Genomic DNA, 24,176 nt, shown 5'->3' with positions numbered 1-24,176 from the left:
GGACACCGTGCCAGATGTAGCAGTAGTGGGCTTCGCGCAGGCCCCCAACGTCCGCAGCACCACGGGTACCACCAATGGCGTGGAAATGCTGGTGCCGATCTTCTCCGAGGTCCTCGCGAAGACCGGTCTGTCCAAAAAGGACATCGAGTTCTGGTGCTCGGGCTCGTCGGACTACCTCGCCGGCCGCGCCTTCTCGTTCATCGCGGCCGTCGACGCCATCGGAGCGTTCCCGCCGATCCACGAGTCGCACGTCGAGATGGACGCCGCCTGGGCGTTGTACGAGGCGTGGCTCAAGATCCGGATGGGCGAGGCCGAAACGGCGCTCGTCTACGGCTTCGGCAAATCGTCGGCCGGGCAGTTGCGGCGTGTGCTGGCACTGCAGATGGACCCGTACGTCGTCGCGCCGCTGTGGCCGGACTCGGTGAGTGTCGCCGGGATCCAGGCGAGGCTGGGGCTCGAAGCGGGACTGTGGTCCGAGAAGGACCTGGCCGAAGTCGCCGCGCGCAGCCGCGCCGACGCCGCGTCGAATCCCGCCGCGCAGGTCTCCGGAACGGTCGAGGTCGCCGACCTCCTAAACGCCCCGTACTTCGCGGATCCCCTGCGGGCCCACGACATCGCCCCGATCACCGACGGCGCCGCCGTGCTGGTGCTCGCCTCCGCCGAGCGGGCGGCCGACCTCGTCGACAGCCCCGCGGTGATCTCCGGGATCCAGCACCGGGTCGACTCCCCCGCGCTCGGCGTGCGGGACCTCACCCGGTCACCGTCCACAATGGCCGCCGGGCGGGCACTCGACCTCGACGGCGTCGAACTCGCCGAACTGCACGCGCCGTTCACCCACCAGGAATTGATCCTGCGTGACGCACTGGGCCTCGGTGACCAAGTGCGGATCAACCCCTCGGGCGGCGTGCTGACCGGCAATCCGATGTTCTCCGCGGGACTGGCGCGGATCGGCGAGGCCGCGAACCGCGTCCTCGACGGCAGCGCGCGCAAGACCCTCGCCCACGCGACCAGCGGCCCCGTCCTGCAGCAGAACCTGGTCGCGACCTTGGAGGTCCTCTCGTGAAGCACCTCGCGGCCGTACTGGGAACCGGCCAGACCCACCACAAGGCCAAGCGCACCGACGTGTCCATGCCCGGATTGCTCCGCGAGGCCATCGACCGGGCGATGCTCGACGCTCAGACCGGCTGGGACGACGTCGACGCCGTCGTCCTCGGCAAGGCGCCGGACCTGTTCGAGGGCGTCATGATGCCCGAACTGTTCCTCGCCGACTCGCTCGGCGCGACCGGGAAACCCTTGCTGCGCGTGCACACCGCGGGTTCTGTCGGCGGGTCGACCGCGCTCGTGGCGGCGTCGCTGGTGCAGGCGGGCGTGCACAGACGAGTGCTCACCGTGGCTTTCGAGAAGCAGTCCGAGTCGAACGCGATGTGGGGCCTGTCGATCCTGCCGCCGTTCCAGATGCCGGTGGGCGCCGGCGCGGGCGGCTATTTCGCGCCACACGTGCGCTCGTACATCCGGCGGTCCGGCGCGCCCGACCACATCGGTGCGATCGTGGCGGCCAAGGACCGGCGCAACGGTGCCCTGAATCCCTTCGCGCACTTGCGACAGGCGGACATCACCGTGGAGTCGGTGCAGGCTTCGCAGATGCTGTGGGACCCGATCCGCTATGACGAGACCTGCCCCTCCTCGGACGGCGCGTGTGCGATGGTGATCGGTGACGAGGCCGCGGGCGACGCCGTTCCCGGTGGCGCGGCGTGGATCCACGCGACCGCGATGCGCACCGAACCGACGACGTTCGCCGGCCGCGACCAGGTCAACCCGCGGGCGGGCCGCGACGCCGCCGCCGCGTTGTGGCGGGACGCCGGCATCACCGACCCGCTGTCCGAAGTGGACGCCGCCGAGATCTACGTGCCGTTCTCATGGTTCGAGCCGATGTGGCTGGAGAACCTGGGGTTCACTGACGAAGGCCAGGGCTGGAAGCTCACCGAGGCGGGCGAGACCGCGCTCGGCGGGCGACTGCCGGTCAACCCGTCGGGCGGCGTGCTTTCGTCGAACCCGATCGGCGCTTCCGGGATGCTCCGGTTCTCCGAAGCGGCCAAGCAGGTGATGGGCCGGGCCGGGGACTACCAGGTCGACGGCGCGCGGGTCGCGCTCGGGCACGCGTACGGCGGCGGTTCGCAGTTCTTCTCGATGTGGGTGGTGGGCTCGGCCAAGCCGAGCTAAGAGCGGCGGCGCGGTGGAGCCCTTTCATTCTCGCTGAGGGCCGAAGGGGACTTTCCCCGCATGCGATGCGGGGAAAGCGTCCTTCAGGTGTGCTCCGCTCCCACGCCTGGTCGGCGACGTGTCAGGAGCGGCGGCGCGGCCGGAGACGTTGCGCGGCGAGGGTCGCGACCACTCCGGTCACCGCCCCCACCAGCATCGGTTTGAGACCGTGCCGATCGGGTTGCGCCACCACGGGCCGGACCACCACGGGAGGCGGCGGCCGGACCGGGTCCGGCGGCGCGTCCCGCGCGGTCGCCGTCCAGGCGGTGACGAACACCAGCATCCTGGCCACCAGTGAGATGAAGAAGATCAGGCCGATGATGGAGCCGAACGCGACGCCGGTCGGCGAGTCGCCGATCAACCGCAAATAGATCCCACCGGCCTGCTTCAGCAGTTCGAAGCCCAGTGCCAGCGCGACCGCGCCGCGCATCGCGCTGCGGACGCCGACCGGTTTCCGCGGCAGCCGGGTGAGCACCCAGAGGAACACGAGCCAGTTCGCCAGCAGTGCCAAGGGAATCGAGATCACCGACAGCACGTTGTGCCCCCCGGCGGTGTCGTCCACCCCGGCCAGTCCCAGCAGGTACCGGCCGAGCGCGGACCCGGAAATGGTGATGGCGAAGGAGACCAGCAGCGCGCTCGCGAGGCCGAGCAACGCCAGCAGGTCGGCGGCGATCGTGCGCAGCAGCGGGAGATCCGACCGGTTCTGGCCCCACAGCGCGGTGAGCGCGTCCCGGAGCGCATTCATCCAGTTCCAGCCGGAGTACAACCCGATCACCAGACCGATGAGCCCCACGCTGGTGCGCTGCGCCACGAACCCGGTGAGCAGGTCCCCCGCCTTGTCACCGAGACCGCCGGGCAGCGTGCCGGTGATCGCGTTCAGCATCGATTCGATCAACTGCGGTTGGCTCGCCAGCACGAAGCCCGCCACCGACACCGCGACCATGAGAATGGGCACCAGCGAAAACAGGCTGAAGTAGGTGATCGACGCGACGTAGTGGTAACCGCCGTCCTCGACATAGCGGTTCACCGCCCGCGCCAAATGGTCCAGCCAACGGTAGCGGGCACGCAGCCGCTTCCATTTCGTCGGTGCTTGTTTCTCCCTCACACGCCAATGTCTACACGGCTCGTGGGCAACACGCGATCAGGCGAGTGCGATCAGGTCCGAACCGTCGTCCTCCGGCAGCGACGGGCCCACGGTCGCCAGCACGGTGTTGCCGAGAAAGTCCAGCTCACAGCCGAGGGTGGAGAGGAAAGCGGTGTCGGTGGCGTCGCGTCCGGTCGCGATCCGGCTCAAGCTCTGCCTCGGCGCGAGGCCGGTGGCGTCGAACACGTACCAGCGGCCGTCGATCGCGGCCTCGAACACGGCGTGGAAGTCCATGGGGGACAGCCCTGGCGCGTAGACCGCGGCGAACCGGGCGGGGATGTCGATCACGCGGCACAGTGAGATGCAGACGTGCGCGTAGTCGCGGCACACGCCTTCCCCGGCGAGATAGGTGTCGACGGCGTCGTCGGTCGGCGAACCGGAACCGACCACATAGGACAGGTGTTCCCCCACGTGCCGGACGATCGCCTCGACCTGGGTCCGTGCGTCGGGCAGGTGGCCGAACCGGGACAGCGCGAGCCCGCCCATCCGGTCCGAGGGGCAGTACCGGCTCGGGCGGGTGTACCGGACGAGATCGTCCATGGTGACGGGCTCGGCCTCGGCCTCACCCAGGGCGCGCCCGGCCCGGTATCGCACGACGTGCTCGCCGCGCGGCAGGTCGAGGACCTGCGCCCGGGTCCCGTGTTCGAACGCGACCTGGCGCGGTGGCGCGGGGTAGGCGAACTCCTCCTGGCCCGCCCCGCCGGCGAGCGCGACCACGAACGCGGCGGGGCCGGGTTTCGTGACCCGGAAGGACATTTCGACGTCGACCTGCACGTGGGGACCCATGGCCTCATGGTGCCCTACGACGCTCGCGATGAATCAGCCGTAGCGCACCTGGTAGTGCTTGACGCCGTTGAGCCAGCTCGACCGCAAGCGGTCCGGCCCGGAGACCTCGCTGATGTCCGGCATGACGTCGGCGATGGCGTTGAAGATCAGGTCGATCTCCAGCCGCGCGAGGTTGGCGCCGATGCAGTAGTGCGAACCGGTGCCGCCGAAGCCGACGTGCGGGTTCTCCTCGCGGAGGATGTCGAACTTCTCCGGCTCGTCGAAGTGGTCCGGGTCGAAGTTCGCGGAGCTGTAGAACATCCCGACCCGGTCGCCCTTGCGGATCAGCTGCCCGCCGAGTTCGGTGTCACGGGTCGCGGTGCGCTGGAAGGCGACCACCGGGGTGGCCCAGCGGACGATCTCGTCCGGCGCGGTCTTCGGCCGTTCCCTCTTGTAGAGCTCCCACTGGTCCGGGTGGTCGAGGAACGCCTTCATACCGTGGGTGATCGCGTTGCGCGTCGTCTCGTTGCCCGCTACGGCGAGCAGGATGACGAAGAAACCGAATTCGTCCGAGGCCAGTGATTCGCCGTCGACGTCGGCCTGGACCAGCTTCGTGACGATGTCGTCCATCGGGCACTTACGCCGTTCTTCGGCCATGTTCCAGGCGTAGCCGACGATCTCCGCGGACGCGGCGAGCGGCTCGACCTCGTACTCGGGGTCGTCGTAGGAGACCATCTGGTTGGACCAGTCGAAGAGCTTCAGGCGGTCTTTCTGCGGGATGCCGATCAGTTCGGCGATGGCCTGCAACGGAAGTTCGCACGCGACGTCGACGACGAAGTCACCGGAGCCCTTTTTCTTGGCCTCGCTGACGATCTTCTCCGCCCGGTCGCGCAGGGTGTCTTCGAGTTTCGCGATCGACCTCGGTGTGAAGCCCTTCGACACGATCCGGCGCAGCTTGGTGTGCTGCGGGGCGTCCATGTTGAGCAGGACCAGGCGGTTGGCTTCGAGGCTGTCGTCGGTCATGTTCTCGTCGAAGCGGATGATCGCGGTCTTCTCCCGCGAGGAGAACAGCTCGCTGTCCCTCGACACCGCCTTGACGTCCTCGAGACGGCTGACGACCCAGTAGCCGTCATCGCGGAAGCCCGCGGTGTTGTGCGGCTGCGGGTTCCACCAGACCGGTGCCGTGCGGCGGAGTTCCGCGAACTCCGCCAGAGGCAGTCTGGTGGCGTACAGATCCGGATCGGTGAAATCGAAACCGGCGGGGATCAGCGGAGCGGCCACGGGCTACCTCCTACGCGGTTCGCTAATGAAACACGTTCTAGAGACGATTGAAGCATACGGCTTTTATCCAGTGAAGAGTTTTTAGTGAAACCCGTTAACTCAACCCGGAAGATCATGAGAGCCCGGCGAGGAGCGAGAGCGGCGACCCGTGATCAAAATCGAGTCGACCCTGGGGCGGCTTGCTCAAATCAAGAACGTGTTCTACTTTCCGGTAGTGAACAGTGTTTCCCCAGGAGGCGAACGTGGGTAGTCCGGTGATCGTCGAGGCGGTCCGCACCCCTGTCGGCAAGCGCAGAGGTCACCTGGCGGGGCTGCATGCCGCCGAGATCCTCGGCGCGGCGCAACGCGCCCTGCTCGAACGCTCGGGGCTGGATCCCGCACTGGTCGAGCAGGCGATCGGCGGCGCCGTGACCCAGGCGGGCGAGCAGGCGGGCAACGTCACGCGGACGGCGTGGCTGCACGCCGGACTCCCCGAGACCACCGGCGCGACCACCATCGACGCCCAATGCGGCTCGGCGCAGCAGGCGACCCACTTGATCGCCGGGCTCATCGCGGCCGGGGCGATCGACGCCGGCGTCTCGTGCGGCGTCGAGGCGATGAGCCGGGTACCGCTGGGCGCGAACCGCGGCGAAGGCATCGGCACACCGCGGCCGGAGTCCTGGTCGATCGACATGCCGAACCAGTACGGCGCGGCCGAGCGGATCGCGGAACGCCGCGGGATCACCCGCCAGGACGTCGACCGGTTCGGAACGGCCTCGCAGGCCAAGGCCGCCGCCGCGTGGGCGGCCGGGTACTTCGACCGTGAGACCGTCGCGGTGAAGGCACCCGTGCTCGGCGAGGACGGCACGCCGACCGGCGAGACGCGGCTGGTGACCCGCGACCAGGGCCTGCGCGAGACGACCGTCGATGGTCTCGCCAAGCTCAAGCCCGTTCTCGAAGGCGGCGTGCACACGGCAGGGACGTCGTCGCAGATCTCCGACGGTGCGGCCGCACTGCTCCTGATGGACTCGGACCGGGCCAAGGCACTGGGCCTCAAGCCGCGGGCACGGATCGTCTCGCAGGCACTGGTCGGCGCGGAGCCGTACTACCACCTCGACGGTCCCGTGCGGGCGACCGAACGGGTACTGGCCAAAGCGGGGATGACGATCGGCGACCTCGACCTCTTCGAGGTCAACGAGGCGTTCGCTTCGGTTGTGTTGTCGTGGCAACGGGTGCATCGGGCGGACGAGGACAAGGTCAACGTGAACGGTGGCGCGATCGCGCTCGGGCATCCCGTCGGCAGCACCGGCGCGCGGCTGCTGACCACGGCACTGCACGAACTGGAACGCCGCGACAGCGGTACCGCTCTCGTGACGATGTGCGCCGGCGGCGCGCTTTCCACCGGCACCATCATCGAACGAGTTTAACGCCGTGTTCTAGTCCAGCGCGACCTCGACCACCGGACCGTTGTCCGGCCTCGCGAGCCGTTTGCTCCCCTGGCCCTCCTTCCAGACCTCGACCATCAGGGAATTGCCTTCGACCCAGGTCAGCGCCACCTCGGACAGGTCGAGGCGGAACACATGGGCCGGTTCGTCGTCGCCCTGCAGGCGGGCGACCTCGGCCGGATCGGTGATCTCGACGGCCCTGCCCGCCACCTTCGCGTCCGCGCCCCCCTCGTCGATCGCCGAGGCGGCGTGGATCGCGAACCTGCCGTCACATCGCAGGTCTTTCGCCTTCACCGCGTTGATCAGCGATCCGATCAGCAGATCCTCTTCACGGAAATCGACCTCACTGCCACTGACCCTTGGCGAGCCGTCCCGCCGGAGCGTCGCCAGCACATGCGACTTCTTCGCGGTGAACCGCTCTTTGATCTTCTCCGCCAGCGCGGGTGCCTCTTCACTGAATTGCTGCCACGTCGCCATGAGGAACAGCCTCCCACCGGGGTACGACAGTTTCGAGCGGTCAGGGCCGCGGTGCCCCCATCGGGTTCGGCAGCGGGATCGCGCCGACGTCGAAGATCCGGCGGCTCAACGGGACGGCGATCCGCACGACCTCGGCGGCGCCGTCGGCACCGAGCGCTTCGAGAGGACCGGTGGCGAGGCGGTCCGTCTCGTCCTCGATCCGTTGGCGCAGAACGATTCCCGCTTCGGTGAGCTTCAGCTCGCCATCGAGGACGCCCCTTTCGGACAACCGCGCGACACTCTCCTCCCAGTCGTCATCGGACCAGCCTCGGTTGATCTGGATGACTTCACGATCGACCGCGCCGGTGCCGATGTGGGTCAGCGTGGTGTCGAGCCCGCGCAGCCCGGCGGCGACGGCGGAGAGCACGTGACCGTCCCCGCGATGCTCGCGCAACACCGTCGCCGCGAGCCAGACCCGGCCTGCCGCACTCGCGGGACGGGCGACCGAAGACCACGCGGCGGCGAGTGGCCTGGCCGCGAAATCGCAGCCGGTGACGGCTTGTTCGAGCAGACCGGCCAGCTCTTCGAACGGCGCGTCAGCGGGCAGGACCCGGCCCAGCGCCGCCTCGACGGCGTCCATCCGGCTCTGGAGCACGACCGCCGGTTCGGCGTATCTCCAGGCATCGGGCAGGGATCGCGCGACCATCCTCGGGGCGAACCCGAAGAGCATCGCGGTCACCGGCGGTTCCGTCACCGGCCCGAGCGGCGAGACCCGCCCGGCGAAATAGCCCATCCACCAGCCCGGCAAGCCCACCGCCTTGGCCGCGGCCGCCGTTTCCGGAGCGAAGTAGACGACGGCGTGCAGCGGCTCGACCGCTTCCCAGAGACAACGCTGAAGTGACGTCACACCCCCATCTTGGCCGCACCGAAAACCGGATGCGAACGTCTTCCGTGGTGGTGTGTGATCACGGGTATGGCGATCACCGTGGAGAAGCCGGAAATCGACGGGCTCGGCGAGGCCGTGGACGCGGTGCGGGAGTGGCAGCACGAGGGCTCGCCGTGGCAGCTGCATCCCGGTGACCTGGGCTGGTTCTGGCGGTTCGGTGCGGAAGCGACGGCCGCGGCGGTCCGGACCTGGCGCCGGGACGGCCGGATCCTCGCCGTCGGGCTGCTGGACGGCGCCGACCTGCTGCGCCTGACGACCGCTCCGGACTCGCGGCGGGACGAAGAGCTGGCGCGGCGGTTGGTCGAGGACGTCATCGAGCCGGAGCGCGGGGTACTGCCGCCGGGGAAGGTGTTCATCGAGGCACCGAAGGACGCGCTGATCCAAGACCTGCTGCCCGAACGAGGCTGGTGCACCGGCGAACCGTGGACACCGCTGCACCGCGACCTCACCGAACCGGTGAAGGCCCCGGACCCGCGGATCGAAGTGATCGGGCCGGAGCGGGCGCAGGTGTGGGCCGGCGTGACACGGGCGGCGTTCGACGGATCGAAGTTCTCGGAAGAGCGCTGGCAGGCGATGGCGTCGGGCGTGCCGTACGCCGACGCCCGATGTCTGGTCGCTTATGACGGCCATGGCAACGCCGTGGCGATGGTGACGGTGTGGTCGGCCGGTCCGGGGAAGCCCGGGGTACTCGAACCGATGGGCGTGCACCGGGACCATCGCGGACACGGCCACGGCCGGGCGATCACCGCCGCGGCGGCGGCCGCCCTCCAGGAGCTCGGCTCGTCGAGCGCGGCCGTGAGCACGCCGAGCTCCAACGTCGCCGCCGTCGCGACCTACGAATCGGGCGGGTTCCAGCGGCTTCCCGAGGTCCGTGACCTGACCCGGGACGCTTGAGCGGTGGGGGCTGAAGGGGACTTTCCCCGCGTCTCATGCGGTGAAGGACGCTTTCCCCCCATGGGATGCGGGGAAAGCGTCCTTCAGCCCCTCGGCCCAACGTTTAAGTGCCGTACACAGGTTCGGGAAGGGGAGCATCGGCCAGCAGCTCGGCCACGACAGGGCCGAGTTCGGCCGGTGCCCATCGGGAGCCCTTGTCCCGCACCGTGCCGTGCCGCCAGCCCTGCGCGATCGAGACGCGTCCGCCGTCGACCTCGAACACCCGCCCGGTCACCCCGGACGACTCCTCGCTGCCGAGCCACACCACCAGCGGTGACACGTTTTCCGGTGCCATGGCGTCGAAACCGCGCTCCGGCGCGGCCATGTCGGCGGCGAACGCCTCTACGGTCATCCGGGTGCGGGCGGCCGGGGCGATCGCGTTCACGGTGACGCCGTAGCGCGCGAACTCGGTGGCCGCGACCAGCGTGAGTCCCAGGATCCCGGACTTCGCGGCGGCGTAGTTCCCCTGTCCGACGCTGCCGAGCAAGCCGGCCCCGGAACTGGTGTTGATCACCCGCGCTGCCCGCGTCCGGCCGGCTTTCGCCTCCGTGCGCCAGTACCCGGCGGCCTGCCGCGCCGGCGCGAAATGCCCCTTGAGGTGGACCCGGATGACGGCGTCCCATTCGTCCTCGCCGAGGTTGACCAGCATCCGGTCGCGCAGGAACCCCGCGTTGTTGACCAGGACGTCCAGCCCGCCGAAGGTTTCGACGGCGGTCCGCACCAGTGCGGCGGCACCGTCCCAGGACGCGATGTCGTCGGTGTTCGCGACCGCCTCGCCACCGAGCGCCTCGATCTCGTCGACGACGTCCTGCGCGGGCCCGGCCGATCCGCCGCTGCCGTCGATCCCGGCGCCGAGGTCGTTCACCACCACCCGCGCGCCCTCGGCGGCGAACGCGAGCGCGTGCGCCCGTCCGATGCCACGACCGGCTCCGGTCACCACCACGATCCGGCCGTCGGCGATCCCGCTCACACCGGCTCCTCTCGTTCTTTTGCCACGGAATTGGCGGCGGCGAGGAAGGCGGGCACCTCTCCCCCGCCGTGCACGGTCAAGCAGGCTCCGCTGACATAGGAGGCCAGCGGAGAAGCCAGGAATACCGCGCAGGAACCGATTTCGTCGGGTTCGGCCAACCGTCCTAACGGGACTGTCGCGCCCACCGCGGCGATCCCGGCCTCGTCGCCGTAATGCAGATGCGTGTGCTCTGTCTTGACCATGCCGACGTCGAGCGCGTTGACCCGCACTTTCGGCGCCCACTCCACGGCCAGCGTCGCGGTCAGATTGTCCAAACCCGCTTTCGCCGCACCATAGGACGCCGTACCCGGCGATGGTCTCGTCGCGCTGACGCTGCTGATGTTCACGATGGCGCCACCGTGCGGCTGGCGCTGCATGATCCCGTTCGCCGCGCGGGCGACGGTCAGCGGCGCCAGCAGGTTCAGCCCGATCACCTTCTCGTGGAACCGCGGCGAACTGTTCGCCACCTCGGCGAACGGCGCGCCGCCCGCGTTGTTGACCACGACGTCGAGCCTGCCGTGCCGCCGGAGGATCTCCCCGAAGAGCGCGTCGACCTCTCCTGCGTCGCGGACGTCGCAGGAGGTGAACGTGGATGCCCTGTCTTCGACGTAGACCGGCCGCTCGGGTTCGGTGCGGGCACAGGTCACGACCTCGGCACCGGCACGCAGAAAAGTCCTGGTGACACCGGCGCCGACACCGCGTACCCCGCCGGTCACCAGCACCACGGCGCCGTCGAGCCGGAGTTCGAGTGCCATACCTGGCCTCCTTCAAGCTCGCTGTACCTGGACCGGACGCACTGCTAACGTACCAAGCAAGTGCTAGGTTTGGTAGCGAGAAGGGGGCACGATGAGCGTTTCCACCCACTCGCCGGAGCCGGGCATCGCCGTGGTCACGGTCGACGCGCCCCCGGTGAACGCGCTGAGCGTGAAGGGATGGTTCGTTCTCGCCTCCGCCGTCACCGACGCCGGGCGCGATCCCGCGACCCACGTCGTGGTGCTGCGCGCGGAGGGCCGCGGGTTCAACGCGGGTGTCGATATCAAGGAGATCCAGCGCGATCCGGGGTACGGGGCGCTGATCGGCGCGAACGAGGGCTGCGCGGCGGCGTTTTCCGCCGTGTACGACTGCGCGGTCCCGGTGATCACCGCGGTACAGGGTTTCTGTCTCGGCGGCGGGGTCGGCCTGGTCGGCAACGCGGACGTCGTGGTCGCCAGCGAGGACGCGACCTTCGGGCTCCCCGAGGTCGATCGCGGCGCGCTGGGCGCGGCGACCCATCTCGCCCGGCTGGTCCCCCAGCACCTGATGCGCGCGTTGTACTACACGGCTTCGACGATCACCGCTGACCAGTTGCACCACCACGGTTCGGTCTATGCCGTGGTCTCGCGGGAAGAACTCGACGAGACCGCCCTCGGCTTGGCTCGGCAGATCGCGGCGAAGGACACCCGCGTGATCCGCGCGGCGAAACAGGCCATCAACGGAATCGACGTCCAGCCCGTGCATCGCAGCTATCGCTTCGAGCAAGGATTCACCTTCGAACTCAACCTGGCGGGTGTCTCCGACGGCGCGCGCCAGGAGTTCTTGGAAGGTAAGGGGAAGTGATGGCCGACAAGCGGATGACGCCGGACGAGATCGTCGGCGAACTCGAGGACGGCATGACGATCGGGATCGGCGGCTGGGGGTCCCGGCGCAAGCCCATGGCGCTGGTGCGCGCGATCCTGCGGTCGCCGGTCAAAGACCTCACCGTGGTCTCCTACGGTGGCCCGGACGTCGGGCTGCTGGCCTCGGCGGGCAAGCTCGAGCACCTCGTCTTCGGCTTCGTCACGCTGGACACGGTCCCCTACGACCCGTGGTTCTCCCGTGCCAGGGAATCCGGGACGATCACCGTCACCGAGTACGACGAGGGCGTTTTCGGTACCGGTCTTTCCGCCGCGGCGCGACGACTTCCGTTCCTGCCGACGCGGGCGGGCCTCGGCTCGGGCGTCATGGACCTGAACCCGTCGTTGCGCACCGTCCGCTCCCCCTACGACGACGCCGAGGAACTGCTGGCCGTGCCCGCGCTCAAGCTCGACGTCGCCTTCGTCCACCTCAACCGCGCCGACGCCTGGGGAAACGCGCAGTACCTCGGACCGGATCCGTACTTCGACGAACTGTTCGCACTCGCCGCCGACAGGTGTTACGTGTCCACGGAAAGGATCGTGGAGACGGCCGAACTCACCGAAGCGGGACCGGTACAGAGCCTGCTGCTGAGCCGGATGCTCGTCACCGGGGTCGCCGAAACACCCAACGGCGCGCACTTCACCACCGCCGCCCCGGACTACGGACGCGACGAACGCTTTCAGCGCCACTACGCCGAGGCCGCCAAGGATCTCGACGCGTGGCCCGGGTTCGTGGACCGGTTCCTGTCCGGGGACGAAACGCGGTACCAGAAAGCCGTCGCCGAATTCGGGGAGTCCGCATGAGCGACGTAACGCGTGCCGAAATCGTCGTCGTGGCCTGCGCCGAACTGTTCCGCGGCGACGGGGAGATCGTGGTGAGCCCCATGGGTTTCATCCCGTCGCTGGGTGCCCGGCTCGCCAGGCTCACCTTCGAGCCGGACATCCTGCTGTCCGACGGCGAGGCGTACCTGATGACCCCCGAAGCCGTCGTCGAAGGCTGGCAACCGTTCCGCAAGGTCCTCGACACCGTGGTACCGCGCGGAAAGCGCCATGTCGTGATGGGCGCCAACCAGATCGACGGCGAGGGCAACCAGAACATCTCGGCGATCGGCGAGCATCCCCAGCCGAAGAAGCAACTCCTCGGGGTGCGCGGCGGCCCGGGCAACACGGCCAACCACCGAACGAGCTACTGGGTTCCGAGGCACAGCAAGCGGGTCTTCGTCGACCAGGTCGACGTCGTGTCCGGCGTCGGCTATGCCAGGGCACGCGAAGCCGGCTTGCGATACCACGATGTCCACCGCGTCGTCACGAATCTCGGCGTCCTCGATTTCGGCGGCGAGGACCACGCGCCGAGGCTGGTTTCGGTGCATCCGGGGGTTTCCGTGGCCGAGGTCGTCGAGGCGACATCGTTCCCGCTGATCACCGGCGACGTCGCGGAGTCCCGGCTGCCGACCGAGTCCGAACTGCTGCTGATCCGGACCAGTCTCGACCCGAAAGCCGAACGGGACAAGGAAGTCCCGTCGTGAAGACCGCGCTGACCGAACTGGCCGGGATCCGGCACCCGGTGGTGCAGACCGGCATGGGCTGGGTCGCCGGGCCGCGACTGGTGTCCGCGACGGCGGAAGCGGGCGGTCTCGGCATCCTCGCTTCCGCGACGATGAGCTACGACGAACTGGCGGCGGCGATCAAGGAGGTCAAGAGCCGCACGTCGCGGCCGTTCGGCGTCAACCTCCGCGCGGACGCCGAAGACGCCACGCGCCGGGTCGAGCTGCTCGTCGGCGAGGAGGTCAGGGTCGCTTCCTTCGCGCTCGCGCCGAAGAAGGACATGATCGCGCGACTGAAGGACAGCGGCGTCCTCGTCGTCCCGTCGGTCGGCGCCGCGAGGCACGCGGAGAAGGTCGCGAGCTGGGGCGCGGACGCCGTCATCGTGCAGGGCGGCGAGGGCGGCGGGCACACCGGTGGGGTCGCGACGACCTTGCTGCTGCCCTCGGTGCTGGACGCCGTCGACATCCCGGTGGTCGCGGCAGGCGGATTCTTCGACGGCCGAGGGCTGGCCGCGGCCCTCTCCTACGGTGCCGCCGGGGTCGCCATGGGCACCCGGTTCCTGCTCACGCGGGAGAGCACCGTCCCCGGCGAGATCAAGCAGGCGTACCTCGCCCGTGACCTCAACGGCACTGTCGTCACCCGCAAGGTGGACGGGATGCCGCACCGCGTCCTCCGGACGGAACTGGTCGACGCGCTCGAATCCGCCGGTCCGGTGAGCGGGTTCGCCCGGGCCGCCCGCAACGCCGCGAAGTTCCGGAAGCTGACCGGGTTGTCGTGGCGCTCGCTGGCCACCGAAGGACTGCGGATGAAACGCGGGGGTCACCGAACGTGGTCACAGGTCCTGATGGCCGCCAACACGCCGATGTTGCTGCGCGCCGGGCTGGTCGAGGGCGACCGGAGCGCCGGGGTGCTGGCGTCCGGGCAGGTCGTCGGCCTGCTGGACGACCTGCCGGGAGTCGGTGAGCTGATCGAGACGATCGTGGCCGACGCCACCGGCATTCTGCGGCGGCTGGCCTCCGGATGAGGAGGCGGACACGCTGTGCTTGACTTCGGCCATGATCTCGGAGAGTCGTTGTCCGGTCGAGGACGGTGAGCTGTACGTCCGCAGCACCGGCGAAGGGCCGCTTCTGCTCCTGATCGCCGGCGGGCTGGGTTCGGCCGACAGCTTCCGGACGATGACGAAGCTGCTCGCCGACGACCACACCGTCGTCACCTACGACCGGCGCGGCCACTTCCGCAGCACCGACACCAGCACCGGCCCGGTCAGCGTGCCGAAGCAGGCCGACGACGCCTACGCCGTCCTCCGACACGTCGACGGCGGGCCCGCGAGCGTGTTCGGAACCAGCGCGGGCGCGCTGATCGGCCTCGACCTCGTCGCCCGCTACCCGGACGCGGCGAACGTCCTGGTCGCCCACGAACCGCCCGCCGTCCAGCTGCTCCCGGACGCGCTCGGCTGGCTCGACGAGGCCAACGCACAGGTCCGGCTCGCGCAGGCGGGCGACCTCATGGGGGCGTTCAAACGGTTCACCGACGGGATCGCCGGTGCCGCGCTGCCCGAACTGCGCGCGATCCGGCTGCCGAACGAGGAGGACTGGAAGCGGCTGTTCGGCCGCGAGCTGGCCGAAATCCTCGACTACCTTCCCGATCTGCGGACGCTGCGGAAAGCGAGGACCGAGATCCTCCCGGTCGCGGGCGTCGGCAGCCGGGGGCACTACCACTACCAGCCCGCGAAGATCCTCGCGCTCGAACTGGGCCTGCCGTTCACCGAGATGCCCGGGGCACATCTGGCGCCGCAACGGAATCCGGCCCAGTTCACCGAAGCACTGCGGGACCTCCTCGAGCCGTGAGGACCGGTCCCGTGGGTCTCGTGAATTAGGGCCGAGGGTGTCTTAGGTACCTACTGCGATGCGCGGGTGGCGGTTTCGTGTTCTCTGCGGGACGACTCGCTGCGTAGCCTGTCGTCCATTCTGGCACGCGTGTCGTCCGAATCCCGGGTGTCGCGAAAGCCACTTTCGCGACGTCTGACGTCCCGAAAGTGGCTTTCGCGACACGGCACCCGGAACCCGGCAGGGTCTTAGGACACCCTTGGCCCTAACCGTCCTCACCGCTCACGACCACCGCCCCACTCAGGCCATCAGCGGAAGCTTCCCGACCAGCTTGTCGATCCGGTTCCGCGGCCCGACTATGCCGACGGCGCAGTAGTCCATCTCCTCGGTCGGGATCTCCTTCATCGTCGCGAGGAACTCGGCGTAGACCCGGATCTGCTGGGCGACCGCGGGCATGTCGGCGACGTGGCAGCCGGGTGAGGCCGCGGCCTTGGCGCGGATGGCCCGCAGCTTCTCGGGGTCGGCCGACAGGATCGAGCATCCGGTCCACGGCAGGCCCGTGTACCGCTCGCCGTCGGCGTCGAACGCTTTCTCGCCCAGGAGGCCGCGCACGCCGGTCGCGGTGGCCACAGCGGTGCAGACGGCCGCGTTGACCGCGCGCCCCGGCGGCAGCTCAGTGTTGACCACGATGACCCATTTCAACCTGGCCGATCGGGTGGACGCGGTGGGATCGATCTCCTCGGGGGTGAACCCGAAGGCCGTATCGTGCTCGCACATTCAGCTGGTCTCCTGCTCACATCAACGAATGAACAAGGCCAAGCTAGATCTGTATACGGGTACGGTCCACCAAGTTCGTACTTAATACGGCAGGAGACTCGACATGGCACGGCTGGACGAACTTGATCAGGCGATCCTGGCGCAATTGCAGTCGGACGCACGGAAGACCAACCGTGAAGTGGCCGCCGCGGTGGGCGTTTCGCCGACCACGGCACTCGACCGCACCCGCGGCCTGCGTGAGCGCGGCGTGATCCGCGGCGCGCTGCTGGACGTGGACCTGCCGTCGATCGGCCGCGGGGTACAGGCGCTCATCGCGATCCGGGTGCGCCCGCCGTCGCGGAGGAACATCGAGAACTTCCGGAACTTCGTCAACGCGCTGCCCGATATCGTCGGCCTCTACGTGACCACCGGGACCGAGGACTTCATCCTGCACGTGGCCGTCCCCGACAACGAGAGCCTCTACGCCTTCGTGATCGACAAGCTGACCGAACGGCCGGAAGTGGCCGACGTGCGGACCTCCATGGTCTTCGAGCACATCCGGCGCACGCGGATCACACCGGTGACCAGGTGAGTCTCAGAGCTCCCGGATGACGCGAGCCGGGTTACCCGCGGCGAACACCTTCGACGGCAGGTCCCGCGTGACGACACTGCCCGCGCCCACCACGACGTCGTCCCCGATGGTCACTCCGGCGCACACGATGACACCGCCACCGAACCAGACGTTGTTCCCGATGGTGATCGGCGCGGCCGATTCCCAGCGCTGCCGCCGCGACTCGTGGTCCTCCATCGGATGCAGGGCGGTGAGCAGCTGGCAACGCGGGCCGATCGAGCAGTCCGAGCCGATCTTGATCGGGGCGCAGTCGAGCAGGATGGCGTCGTAGTTGAGGAAGCTGTTGGCGCCGATCTCGATCAGATAGCCGTAGTCGCACTGGAACCGCGGCATGATCCAGGAACCTTCACCGAGTTTTCCCAGCAGTTCACGGAGAATCGTGTCCCGCTCACCGGTCTCCTCGGCGCCCGTGCCGTTGAACCGGTCGACGAGACCCTGTGCGCGTTCGCGGTCCGCGACCAGTTCGGGGTCGTTGTCCCGGTACAGCTCACCGCGCAGCATGCGGTCCTTCTGCTCACCCATGCCGCCAACCTACCGAAAAGAGCCTCGACGGCGAGCCTCCCTTCGGGGAAGCCGCCGTCAGGGCGGGGTAAACGCTTGCGGAGCGTTCTTCAGTTGTGTCGATCGCTTTTCCGAGTAGGGCCGGCCCGGCGGGTGGGTGAGGTGTAGGGGGGGGACCCGCCGGGCCGGAGTATTTCCTCCTGTTCGCCGGTTCTCGCTTCCGTTGAACCGCCTCGGCCATCGCAGTGGGCCGAGGACGACTAAGACCCTCAGCGTTTCATTCGCGACATTTACGTCCCTCATTGACGCAGTCGACGAGGCGATCCATGATCTGGTTCGACATCACGTTCGCGAAATCGTCGTGGTCGGAGAAGGGGTTGTGGTCCTCCTCGGGGAACGAGTCCACTTTGTACCGACCATTGGCCTGGACGTCCCGGGGGATCCGGTAGGTCAGCGAGATGGTGAGCTCGGGAACGGCCGTCAGCCCGTTGGCGCACTCGCCGTTCCCGTCGGGATATCTCATGTGGTCCCGATGATTCTCGCTGTCGATGTTGTTTCCGGCGAGGCAGCTCGGGAAGGTGTGCACCCGCTTGACGTCACTGCCCCCTGGGCAGATCGGGTACTGCTTGATCACCCGGTTTTCGAAGCCGGTGCAGGTCCAGCTTTCCCGCGCGTTGGCGGGCCCGTTCGCGGTGACCTTCGCGTCACCGTAAAGGATCCGGAGGAACTTCGGCATTTCCTTCACCTTCTCCTTGGCATTGCCCTTGAAGGTGATGTCGACGACCGCGGGCCGCTGGATCTCGCCGTCGTTGCCGGCGAGTTCGTTGTCCGCGTTCGGCTCGTCCAGCTGCGCCTGGTTCTGGTTGTTCCGACTACCCTGGTTCCGGCCCTGCTGGTCTTCACCCTCCTCCTCGGTGTCGATCCGCACCACCGGCCAGAAGTACGCCGACTCGTCCCCGTTCTCGCAGGTGGTCCCGGCACCCAACAGGCTGTCGTTGTTCGAATCCGCGTTCGTGGAAGAGTTTCCGACGTAGTCGTGCACATGCTGGGCGCCATTGCGGATACCCGGTTGCGCGATGAAGTTGTCGGGGTTGAAGTGCCCGTTCTCGTTCTTGCCGCAGTCGACGGTGAACGAGCCCGTGGACGCGTTCTCACCCGGCTCCGGTTTGTCGACGTTCGGCCGGACCTTGGCGATGTCCACGAACTGCGACTTGTCCGCCTCGTCCGCGGCGGCCTTGCCGGAGTCGCCGGTCGTGGTGGACACCACCAGTCCACCGACCGCGATCGACAGGCCCAGCAACGCGGTCGCGATCTTGGTCCTGCGGACGATACGATGGCGCCCTTGATTTCCTGCCATTGACTTGCTCACCTCATTCGTTTCCGGGCACCCGAAACAATCAGTCGCACCCAGGCATGAGCGACGCATTCGCCGAATTAGCGGCGAACCTTCCGTTCGCCCGCCGAGGGAGATCCGGCTAAGGAGAGATACGGTCCCGGCCGGAAGCCGGTTCAAAACGCGATCCCGTCGTTATCTTTCCGTTATCGAACTACCGGCGCACGATCGCCAGCACGGAACCGTCCTGGTTGTGGACCTCGAAACGTTCGATGTCGGCCTTCTGCAACGCCGTCGAACCGGTGATGACGAGGGGATCAGGAGATCCGGGGACGCCGTAACCCTTGGACGGCACGCTCCAGTTGTTGACGACGTAGACCTCTCCACTGTGGGAGTAGGCGAAAAGCTGGCAGGTCATCGGGCCGATGAGGCCGCGCAGTTCGAGTTCGACCGCGCTGCCCCACTCCTTCTCCTGGACCGTGACCTCGGCGGCGACCGCGTTGCCCGCCTCGGACCAGCCGAACGGGGCGGCGCCGCCGTCCGGGCCGGACTCCCTGGACGGCGACAACGGCACCACCGACGTGACGACGACGGGCGCGGCCTGCGTGATGACCGGTTCACGGTCGGTGATGGAGAGCACGGTGAGCGGCCCGCCGACGACGAGCACGAGCACGGCGGCGGCCGTCGCGAGCCGGATGACCTTGCGTCGGCGGCCTGCCTTGGCGGCGTCGGCGAGCAGCATCCGCAGCACCCGCGGCCCCGGCCCCTTCACGGGCGGGTCCGGCCAGCTCTTCTTGACCATGTCCAGGATGTCGGGCAAGTGGTACATCTCCACCAGTTCGACCTGGCACTCGGGGCACTCCAGCAGATGTGCCTCGAACCTGGCGTGATCCTCTTCGCCGAGGACGCCAAGCACGTAGGCGGCGATGTCCGTGTGCGGCGCTCCCGACACCTCGCTCACCCCCGCTCCTGCAGCGCCCTGCGCAGCGCGCGCACAGCGTGGTGGATCCGCGATTTCACCGTACCCGGCGGAACCCCGAGCGTCGCCGCGACCTCGTTCACGGTGCGGTCACGCAGGTAGGTCTGCTGGACGGCTTCACGTTGTTCCGGGGAAAGATTGCGCAGGGCCTCGTAGACGATCATGGCCGCGAGCGTCTTCTCCGATTCGTCCGGCACTCCGATCGAATCCGACTCGAGTTCCTCCACCTCTTGAGGGCGGGCGCTCCGGCTCCGCCAGCCGTCGATGACGATGCGCCTGGCCACGGTGAAGAGCCAGGCACGCAGCATTTCGGGCTGCCGGTCGAGTTTTCCGGCGTTGCGCCACGCCTTGATGAGCGTCTCCTGGACCACGTCCTCGGCCCACTGGCGATCGTGTCCGGTCAGCTTCAGCACGAACGCCATCAGGCTCGACCCGAACTCCTGGTACAACGCCCTGATGAGGTCGTCATGCCCGTTCGACGCGGGTTCATGATCGACTATTGGCTGCAGTATCCGAGAGTGGCGTCCCACGCGGCACATCTTTGTGCGATCAGGGGCGACAAGTCCAGTACCAAAACCGTTCTGCCCCGGTTCTGGCGCCCGTGAAAGTTTTTTGAACCGTTTCCGCTTCGCGACCGTATCCCCTACCGAAGACCCCCCGACCCGGCGCTGTCCCCCGCACCGCCGAATCCACTGTGGAACACGAGTGTCCATAGTGGACTTAGACCTGCCTGCGCACCGTCGCCCCGCGGCGATGGCGTTCTCCTCTGGCCCCCGACAGGAGGATTTCCGTGAACCCCGTGTCACGCTCGGTCATACCGCTGACCCTCAGCTTGGCCACGATCGCGTTGACCGCGGCCTGCACCACCGGTACCGCGGGACCGAACGGCTCTCCGGGCGCGGCCCCCGCCGCCGGCGCGGCGAAGATCCCCGGAATGCCCGATCCCGCCGCGGAAACGGCCCCCGGTGTCACGGCGGCGATTCTGTTCGACCTCGGACCGATCGTCACCGACACCAACGGATTCACGCTTTACCGCTACGACAAGGACACGGTCGACCCGCCGAAGTCGAATTGCGCTGAAACCTGCTCGCGGACCTGGATTCCCGCCAAGGCCGACGGTGACCTCGTGGTGACGGGGATCGACCGCGCCCTGGTCGGCACCGTGACCAGGGACGACGGTACGGACCAGGTCACGCTCGCGGGCCGGCCGCTCTACCGCAACGTGAAGGACGCGATGCCCGGCAACACCGACGGACAGGGCGTCGACGGCGCGTGGTTCCCGGTCAAGCCGGACGGCACGAAAGTGCTGCTCACCGCGGACACCTGGCAGGCCGATGACCTCGGCGTCTGACACCCCCGGAGTGTTCTCCCGTCTGCTGGTCCTGCTGGCGACGGCCGCGGTGACGCTGCTCGGCCCCGTCGGCGACGCGCACGCCCAAGAACTGTCCGCGGCGGACAGGAACCTGATCGTCAACGTCAAACTGGCCGGGTTGTGGGAAATGCCGGCCGGGATGTGGGCGCAGGAACGCGGAAAGAGCAAGCGGACCCGCGAAGTCGGCCGAACGCTGATGATCGACCACGGCAGGCTCGACACCGCGACGCACGCCATCGCCGACAGGTTCGGTATCGCACTCCCGGGCGAACCGTCGGACCAGCAGTCGGCGTGGCTCGGCGAGATGAAGGCCGCCCGCGACGACAGCGAGTTCGACCGGATCTTCGCCAACCGGCTCCGGTACGCGCACGGGGTGCTGTTCCCCGTCATCGCCCAGGTCAGGGCCGGTACCCGCAACGATGTCGTACGCGACTACGCCACCACGGCCAACCAGGCGGTGCTGCGGCATATGACCCTGCTGGAGAGCACCGGCGTCGTCGACCAGTCGCTGCTGCCGGAAGCGCCGGTGCCGCAGTCGAACTCGGCCAACGCCGCGATGGACGTCGGCTACGGCGACTTCGGCCTCGGCCTGCTGCTGGCGGTGGTGCTCGGCGGTGGGCTGTTCTTCGCCATCCGGACCCTGCGCGGCAAGAACATCCGGACCCGCGAACGCGCGGCCGCCGCCGAACCGGAACTGGTTCCCAGTGCACCGGGAGAGCTCAATGTATGACCAGTGGTCCGAGGTGGTGATCGTCCTGACCCAGAAGGCGGACACGGACCCCGGAATCAAAGGCATGGCGCAGACCTCCGCCCGGATCTCCTACGGCTTCATGTGCCTCACCCTGTGCTGGGGCGTGTTCACCGCGACCGGCTGGATCAAGTCGCTGACCGGGCGTAAGGCACTGCGCAACTCGCATATGGTGCTCGGCATCCTGACGCTGTCGTTCGGCGTCGTGCACGCGATGTCGTTCCTGTTCCTGCCCGACGGTTTCACCATGGCGCAGGTCACGATCCCGCTTTTGCCGGGCACGCTGGCGCGGCACGAACTGGGCGTCATCGGGCTCGAGGTCATGATCGCCGTCGCGCTGACCGGCGGCATCAGCCGGTTCAGCTCCTACCGGCGCTTCCTGTGGATCCACCGGCTCGCCTATCCGGCGGTCGCGATCACGGCGCTGCATTCGTTCTTCGGTGCCATGGCCAACGGGCACCTCGGCCTCCTGTGGTTCGGCGGGATCACCCTGCTGGTCCCCGTCGTGCTGCTGACCACCCTGCGGTTCATGCCGACCCGGTACCTGGAACGGCTCGGCCTGGTCGAGGAACTGGTCTGACGAGCGCGAAAAGACTTGGAGAGACGGAAAAATGATCTTCGGAAGCGTGCGGCGCGGCACCCGCGTCAGCGTCGACAACGAGCGGTGCGAGATCTTCGGCTTCTGCGAGATGGAGGCGCCCGCCACGTTCAAGATCGGGCCGGACGGCAAGCTCCGCATCCGCCGGATGGTCGACCGGGACGGCCTGGACCAGGCCATTTCCGCCGCCCGGCTCTGCCCGAAACAAGCCATCAGAGTCAGGGGAGAAGGAGCGTACGACGATGAGTGACGGGGACCGGATCGTCATCGTCGGGGCAGGCGTCGCCGGGCTCCGCTCCGCGGAACGCCTGCGGGAACTCGGTTTCGACGGCGAGATCGTGCTGGTCGGCGACGAGCCGCGGAAGCCGTATCACCGGCCGATGGTGTCGAAGGAACTCATCACCGGCGGGGTGAAACCGGTGGCGGCGAGCCTGGAGCCGTACCTCGACCTGGACGTCCACTGGCGGCTCGGCACGCGGGCGAGCCGGCTCGACAGCAAGGAACGCACGGTGCACCTGCCGGGCGGGGAATCCCTCTGGTACGACGGCCTGATCCTCGCGACCGGCGTCTACCCCCGGCACCTTCCCGGCTCGCCGCGCCACGACCCCCGGGTCCGGGTGCTGCGCACCGTGGAGGATTCCCTCGCCGTCCGGCGGGCGCTGGGGAACAGCAACAAGTCCGTCGTGGTGATCGGCAGTGGCCTGATCGGGAACGAGTTCGCCGCGTCGATGCGGTACATGGGCCGGGACGTCACGCTCATCGGCCACGCGAAGGCGCCATTGCACCGCTTCGGGGAGCGGATCGCGTCGGCGCTTACGAAGGAACACCAGCACCACCGCGCCAAGCTGGCGATGAACACCGAGGTGCGGAACTGGATCAGCACCAAGGAGACGGTCGGCCTGCACCTGACCAACAACCAGTTCCTGGTGGCCAGTTGCGTGGTGCTCGCGATCGGCAGCGTGCCCGCCGTGGACTGGCTCCGCGGCTCGGAACTGACCATCGACGACGGTGTCCTGTGCGAATCGACCCTGTTCGCCGTCGGGGCGGAGGACGTCGTGGTCGCCGGTGACGTCGCGAAGTGGCCGAACCTGCGGATCGACGAGACCCCGCGCCGGGTCGAGCATTGGATGAACGGCGTCGAATCCGGGCGGGCGGCGGCGGAAAGCCTGATGTTGGGCAAGGGCAACGCGCGGCCGTACACGCCGCTCCCCCGCGGCTGGTCGTCCCTGTACGACACGCGGCTGCAGACCGTCGGGATGCCGTCGCTTGGCAAGGACACGATCGAACTTTCCGACTGGGTCACCGGTTTCGTCCGCGACGGCAGGCTGATCGGCGCGGCGGGCTGGGACCGGCCGAAGGCGATGATCCACTGGACCGCCGAACTCGACCGGCGGCTGCCGGTGCCCGAGCCGGTGTTCCCCGCTCCCGCCGAGCCGTCGTTCGCGGCTTCCGTCGCGATCGGGGAGGACATCCTGGCCCCGTTCGAGCGGGACTTCCTGTCCGACACCCCGACGGCGGCCGTTCCGGCGCAGGAGGAGATGCCCTGGGCTCGCGTTCCCGCCGGGTGACCCGGGTGCGCGACGAGGACCGGGGCCGCGCGCGGCGGCCGCGGTCCCCTCAGGTGGCGGTGGGTTGCCGGGCCTCCGCACCCACCGCCACCCCTTGGGGACGCCGGGAGGATCCGGGACCGACGGTGATTCGGGCTCCGCCGGGTACCGCCCTCCGGGCTCCCCGCGTCCGGTCGGGGCCCTTCCGGGCATGACTCACCTGGAAGGGTCCCGACCTATGCAGGCGTAGGTGGCGTTTCGGGTCAGGGCAGAGCGGTATTTCCGAGACCGGCGCCGGGTCGTCGTCGGTGAAGGATTCGGGACACAGAGCGGACCGGTACTTGCCTACCTGCCGCCGACCTCCGCAAGGGCTGACGATGTAGGAATTGGGACGTTCAGTCAGCGTCCCGATTCCTACATCGTCACCAAGCCGTGCCTGACCCCGTCAAGCCAGCCGAGTGGGGAGGATTC

The 24,176-nt window shown here is 68.4% G+C and carries 27 protein-coding genes; 15 read left to right on the top strand and 12 right to left on the bottom strand.

Going from position 1 to position 24,176, the window contains the following annotated elements:
- The first annotated feature begins 7 nt into the window (after window positions 1–7).
- Both ACM6LU_RS10750 and ACM6LU_RS10745 read left to right on the top strand, forming a co-directional pair.
- Entirely contained in the window at window positions 8–1,063 is a 1,056-nt protein-coding gene (locus tag ACM6LU_RS10750) for a thiolase domain-containing protein (protein WP_414937481.1), read from the top strand.
- The gene (locus ACM6LU_RS10745; RefSeq protein ID WP_414937480.1) at window positions 1,060–2,220 is read left to right on the top strand and encodes a thiolase domain-containing protein; all 1,161 of its coding nucleotides are present in this window, start codon (window positions 1,060–1,062) and stop codon (window positions 2,218–2,220) included. Before ACM6LU_RS10750 ends, ACM6LU_RS10745 begins: the two co-directional genes overlap by 4 nt.
- A gap of 121 nt (window positions 2,221–2,341) precedes the next feature.
- Here ACM6LU_RS10745 and ACM6LU_RS10740 read toward each other — a convergent pair whose 3' ends face one another.
- From ACM6LU_RS10740 to ACM6LU_RS10730, 3 genes are read right to left on the bottom strand one after another with little or no spacing between them, the layout of a single operon-like run.
- Entirely contained in the window at window positions 2,342–3,364 is a 1,023-nt protein-coding gene (locus ACM6LU_RS10740) for a YhjD/YihY/BrkB family envelope integrity protein (RefSeq protein ID WP_414937479.1), read from the bottom strand.
- A 36-nt stretch (window positions 3,365–3,400) separates the two neighbouring features.
- Entirely contained in the window at window positions 3,401–4,189 is a 789-nt protein-coding gene (locus ACM6LU_RS10735; protein WP_414937478.1) for a transglutaminase-like domain-containing protein, read from the bottom strand.
- Between the two features lie 33 nt (window positions 4,190–4,222).
- Window positions 4,223–5,449 (bottom strand): cytochrome P450, encoded by a 1,227-nt coding sequence (locus tag ACM6LU_RS10730; RefSeq protein WP_414937477.1) that lies wholly within the window; start codon window positions 5,447–5,449, stop codon window positions 4,223–4,225.
- A 242-nt stretch (window positions 5,450–5,691) separates the two neighbouring features.
- On the opposite strand from ACM6LU_RS10730, the gene ACM6LU_RS10725 reads away from it, so the two are divergent.
- A complete protein-coding gene (locus tag ACM6LU_RS10725) occupies window positions 5,692–6,855 on the top strand; it encodes a steroid 3-ketoacyl-CoA thiolase (protein ID WP_414937476.1) in 1,164 nt (387 codons plus the stop codon).
- 9 nt (window positions 6,856–6,864) lie between these two features.
- Here ACM6LU_RS10725 and ACM6LU_RS10720 read toward each other — a convergent pair whose 3' ends face one another.
- Window positions 6,865–7,350, bottom strand: a complete 486-nt coding sequence (locus ACM6LU_RS10720) for a pyridoxamine 5'-phosphate oxidase family protein (RefSeq protein ID WP_414937475.1) — start codon at window positions 7,348–7,350, stop codon at window positions 6,865–6,867.
- Between the two features lie 40 nt (window positions 7,351–7,390).
- The gene (locus ACM6LU_RS10715) at window positions 7,391–8,236 is read right to left on the bottom strand and encodes an SCO6745 family protein (RefSeq protein WP_414937474.1); all 846 of its coding nucleotides are present in this window, start codon (window positions 8,234–8,236) and stop codon (window positions 7,391–7,393) included.
- A 66-nt stretch (window positions 8,237–8,302) separates the two neighbouring features.
- Between ACM6LU_RS10715 and ACM6LU_RS10710 the strand changes: the two genes are divergently transcribed.
- A complete protein-coding gene (locus ACM6LU_RS10710) occupies window positions 8,303–9,169 on the top strand; it encodes a GNAT family N-acetyltransferase (RefSeq protein ID WP_414937473.1) in 867 nt (288 codons plus the stop codon).
- 103 nt (window positions 9,170–9,272) lie between these two features.
- On the opposite strand, the gene ACM6LU_RS10705 is transcribed toward ACM6LU_RS10710, so the two are convergent.
- Entirely contained in the window at window positions 9,273–10,178 is a 906-nt protein-coding gene (locus tag ACM6LU_RS10705) for an SDR family oxidoreductase (RefSeq protein WP_414937472.1), read from the bottom strand.
- The gene (locus tag ACM6LU_RS10700) at window positions 10,175–10,972 is read right to left on the bottom strand and encodes an SDR family oxidoreductase (RefSeq protein WP_414937471.1); all 798 of its coding nucleotides are present in this window, start codon (window positions 10,970–10,972) and stop codon (window positions 10,175–10,177) included. The genes ACM6LU_RS10705 and ACM6LU_RS10700 overlap by 4 nt, the downstream gene beginning before the upstream one ends.
- 91 nt (window positions 10,973–11,063) lie before the next feature.
- Between ACM6LU_RS10700 and ACM6LU_RS10695 the strand changes: the two genes are divergently transcribed.
- The 5 genes from ACM6LU_RS10695 to ACM6LU_RS10675 are packed head-to-tail and all read left to right on the top strand — an operon-like array spanning window position 11,064 to window position 15,261.
- A complete protein-coding gene (locus tag ACM6LU_RS10695; RefSeq protein ID WP_414937470.1) occupies window positions 11,064–11,813 on the top strand; it encodes an enoyl-CoA hydratase family protein in 750 nt (249 codons plus the stop codon).
- Complete coding sequence (locus ACM6LU_RS10690) at window positions 11,813–12,673, top strand: CoA transferase subunit A (RefSeq protein WP_414937469.1); 861 nt, start codon at window positions 11,813–11,815, stop codon at window positions 12,671–12,673. Before ACM6LU_RS10695 ends, ACM6LU_RS10690 begins: the two co-directional genes overlap by 1 nt.
- The gene (locus ACM6LU_RS10685) at window positions 12,670–13,395 is read left to right on the top strand and encodes a CoA-transferase subunit beta (protein ID WP_414937468.1); all 726 of its coding nucleotides are present in this window, start codon (window positions 12,670–12,672) and stop codon (window positions 13,393–13,395) included. Before ACM6LU_RS10690 ends, ACM6LU_RS10685 begins: the two co-directional genes overlap by 4 nt.
- The gene (locus ACM6LU_RS10680) at window positions 13,392–14,438 is read left to right on the top strand and encodes an NAD(P)H-dependent flavin oxidoreductase (protein WP_414937467.1); all 1,047 of its coding nucleotides are present in this window, start codon (window positions 13,392–13,394) and stop codon (window positions 14,436–14,438) included. Before ACM6LU_RS10685 ends, ACM6LU_RS10680 begins: the two co-directional genes overlap by 4 nt.
- Window positions 14,439–14,469: 31 nt before the next feature.
- On the top strand, window positions 14,470–15,261 hold the full coding sequence (locus ACM6LU_RS10675; protein ID WP_414937466.1) for an alpha/beta fold hydrolase: 792 nt from the start codon (window positions 14,470–14,472) through the stop codon (window positions 15,259–15,261).
- Window positions 15,262–15,540: 279 nt separating this feature from the next.
- On the opposite strand, the gene ACM6LU_RS10670 is transcribed toward ACM6LU_RS10675, so the two are convergent.
- Entirely contained in the window at window positions 15,541–16,017 is a 477-nt protein-coding gene (locus tag ACM6LU_RS10670; protein WP_414937465.1) for a DUF2000 domain-containing protein, read from the bottom strand.
- A gap of 103 nt (window positions 16,018–16,120) precedes the next feature.
- On the opposite strand from ACM6LU_RS10670, the gene ACM6LU_RS10665 reads away from it, so the two are divergent.
- Entirely contained in the window at window positions 16,121–16,588 is a 468-nt protein-coding gene (locus ACM6LU_RS10665; protein ID WP_414937464.1) for an Lrp/AsnC family transcriptional regulator, read from the top strand.
- Window positions 16,589–16,591: 3 nt separating this feature from the next.
- Here the strand turns inward: ACM6LU_RS10665 and ACM6LU_RS10660 are convergent, their stop codons facing one another.
- The 4 genes from ACM6LU_RS10660 to ACM6LU_RS10645 form a co-directional block, all read right to left on the bottom strand.
- Window positions 16,592–17,149 carry a sugar O-acetyltransferase gene (locus ACM6LU_RS10660; protein WP_414937463.1) on the bottom strand — a complete coding sequence of 186 codons (558 nt, stop codon included), beginning with the start codon at window positions 17,147–17,149 and terminating at the stop codon, window positions 16,592–16,594.
- 256 nt (window positions 17,150–17,405) lie between these two features.
- Window positions 17,406–18,485 (bottom strand): DUF1996 domain-containing protein, encoded by a 1,080-nt coding sequence (locus ACM6LU_RS10655; protein WP_414937462.1) that lies wholly within the window; start codon window positions 18,483–18,485, stop codon window positions 17,406–17,408.
- 190 nt (window positions 18,486–18,675) lie between these two features.
- Window positions 18,676–19,422 (bottom strand): anti-sigma factor family protein, encoded by a 747-nt coding sequence (locus ACM6LU_RS10650; RefSeq protein ID WP_414937461.1) that lies wholly within the window; start codon window positions 19,420–19,422, stop codon window positions 18,676–18,678.
- Window positions 19,419–19,970 carry a sigma-70 family RNA polymerase sigma factor gene (locus ACM6LU_RS10645; RefSeq protein WP_034317190.1) on the bottom strand — a complete coding sequence of 184 codons (552 nt, stop codon included), beginning with the start codon at window positions 19,968–19,970 and terminating at the stop codon, window positions 19,419–19,421. Before ACM6LU_RS10645 ends, ACM6LU_RS10650 begins: the two co-directional genes overlap by 4 nt.
- A 260-nt stretch (window positions 19,971–20,230) precedes the next feature.
- Here ACM6LU_RS10645 and ACM6LU_RS10640 point away from each other — a divergent pair, with 260 nt between their 5' ends.
- From ACM6LU_RS10640 to ACM6LU_RS10620, 5 genes are read left to right on the top strand one after another with little or no spacing between them, the layout of a single operon-like run.
- Window positions 20,231–20,791 (top strand): hypothetical protein, encoded by a 561-nt coding sequence (locus ACM6LU_RS10640; protein WP_414937460.1) that lies wholly within the window; start codon window positions 20,231–20,233, stop codon window positions 20,789–20,791.
- The gene (locus ACM6LU_RS10635; protein WP_414937459.1) at window positions 20,775–21,542 is read left to right on the top strand and encodes a DUF4142 domain-containing protein; all 768 of its coding nucleotides are present in this window, start codon (window positions 20,775–20,777) and stop codon (window positions 21,540–21,542) included. The genes ACM6LU_RS10640 and ACM6LU_RS10635 overlap by 17 nt, the downstream gene beginning before the upstream one ends.
- Window positions 21,535–22,140, top strand: a complete 606-nt coding sequence (locus ACM6LU_RS10630; RefSeq protein ID WP_414937458.1) for a ferric reductase-like transmembrane domain-containing protein — start codon at window positions 21,535–21,537, stop codon at window positions 22,138–22,140. Before ACM6LU_RS10635 ends, ACM6LU_RS10630 begins: the two co-directional genes overlap by 8 nt.
- Before the next feature lie 31 nt (window positions 22,141–22,171).
- Entirely contained in the window at window positions 22,172–22,408 is a 237-nt protein-coding gene (locus ACM6LU_RS10625; protein ID WP_414937457.1) for a ferredoxin, read from the top strand.
- Window positions 22,401–23,726, top strand: a complete 1,326-nt coding sequence (locus ACM6LU_RS10620; RefSeq protein ID WP_414937456.1) for an NAD(P)/FAD-dependent oxidoreductase — start codon at window positions 22,401–22,403, stop codon at window positions 23,724–23,726. The genes ACM6LU_RS10625 and ACM6LU_RS10620 overlap by 8 nt, the downstream gene beginning before the upstream one ends.
- Window positions 23,727–24,176 lie beyond the last annotated feature (450 nt).

This window comes from Amycolatopsis sp. cmx-11-51, assembly GCF_047608665.1.
GTDB lineage: Bacteria > Actinomycetota > Actinomycetes > Mycobacteriales > Pseudonocardiaceae > Amycolatopsis.
Note: the sequence above shows the minus strand (reverse complement) of the source record. Positions and strands in the feature narration are given on the sequence as shown.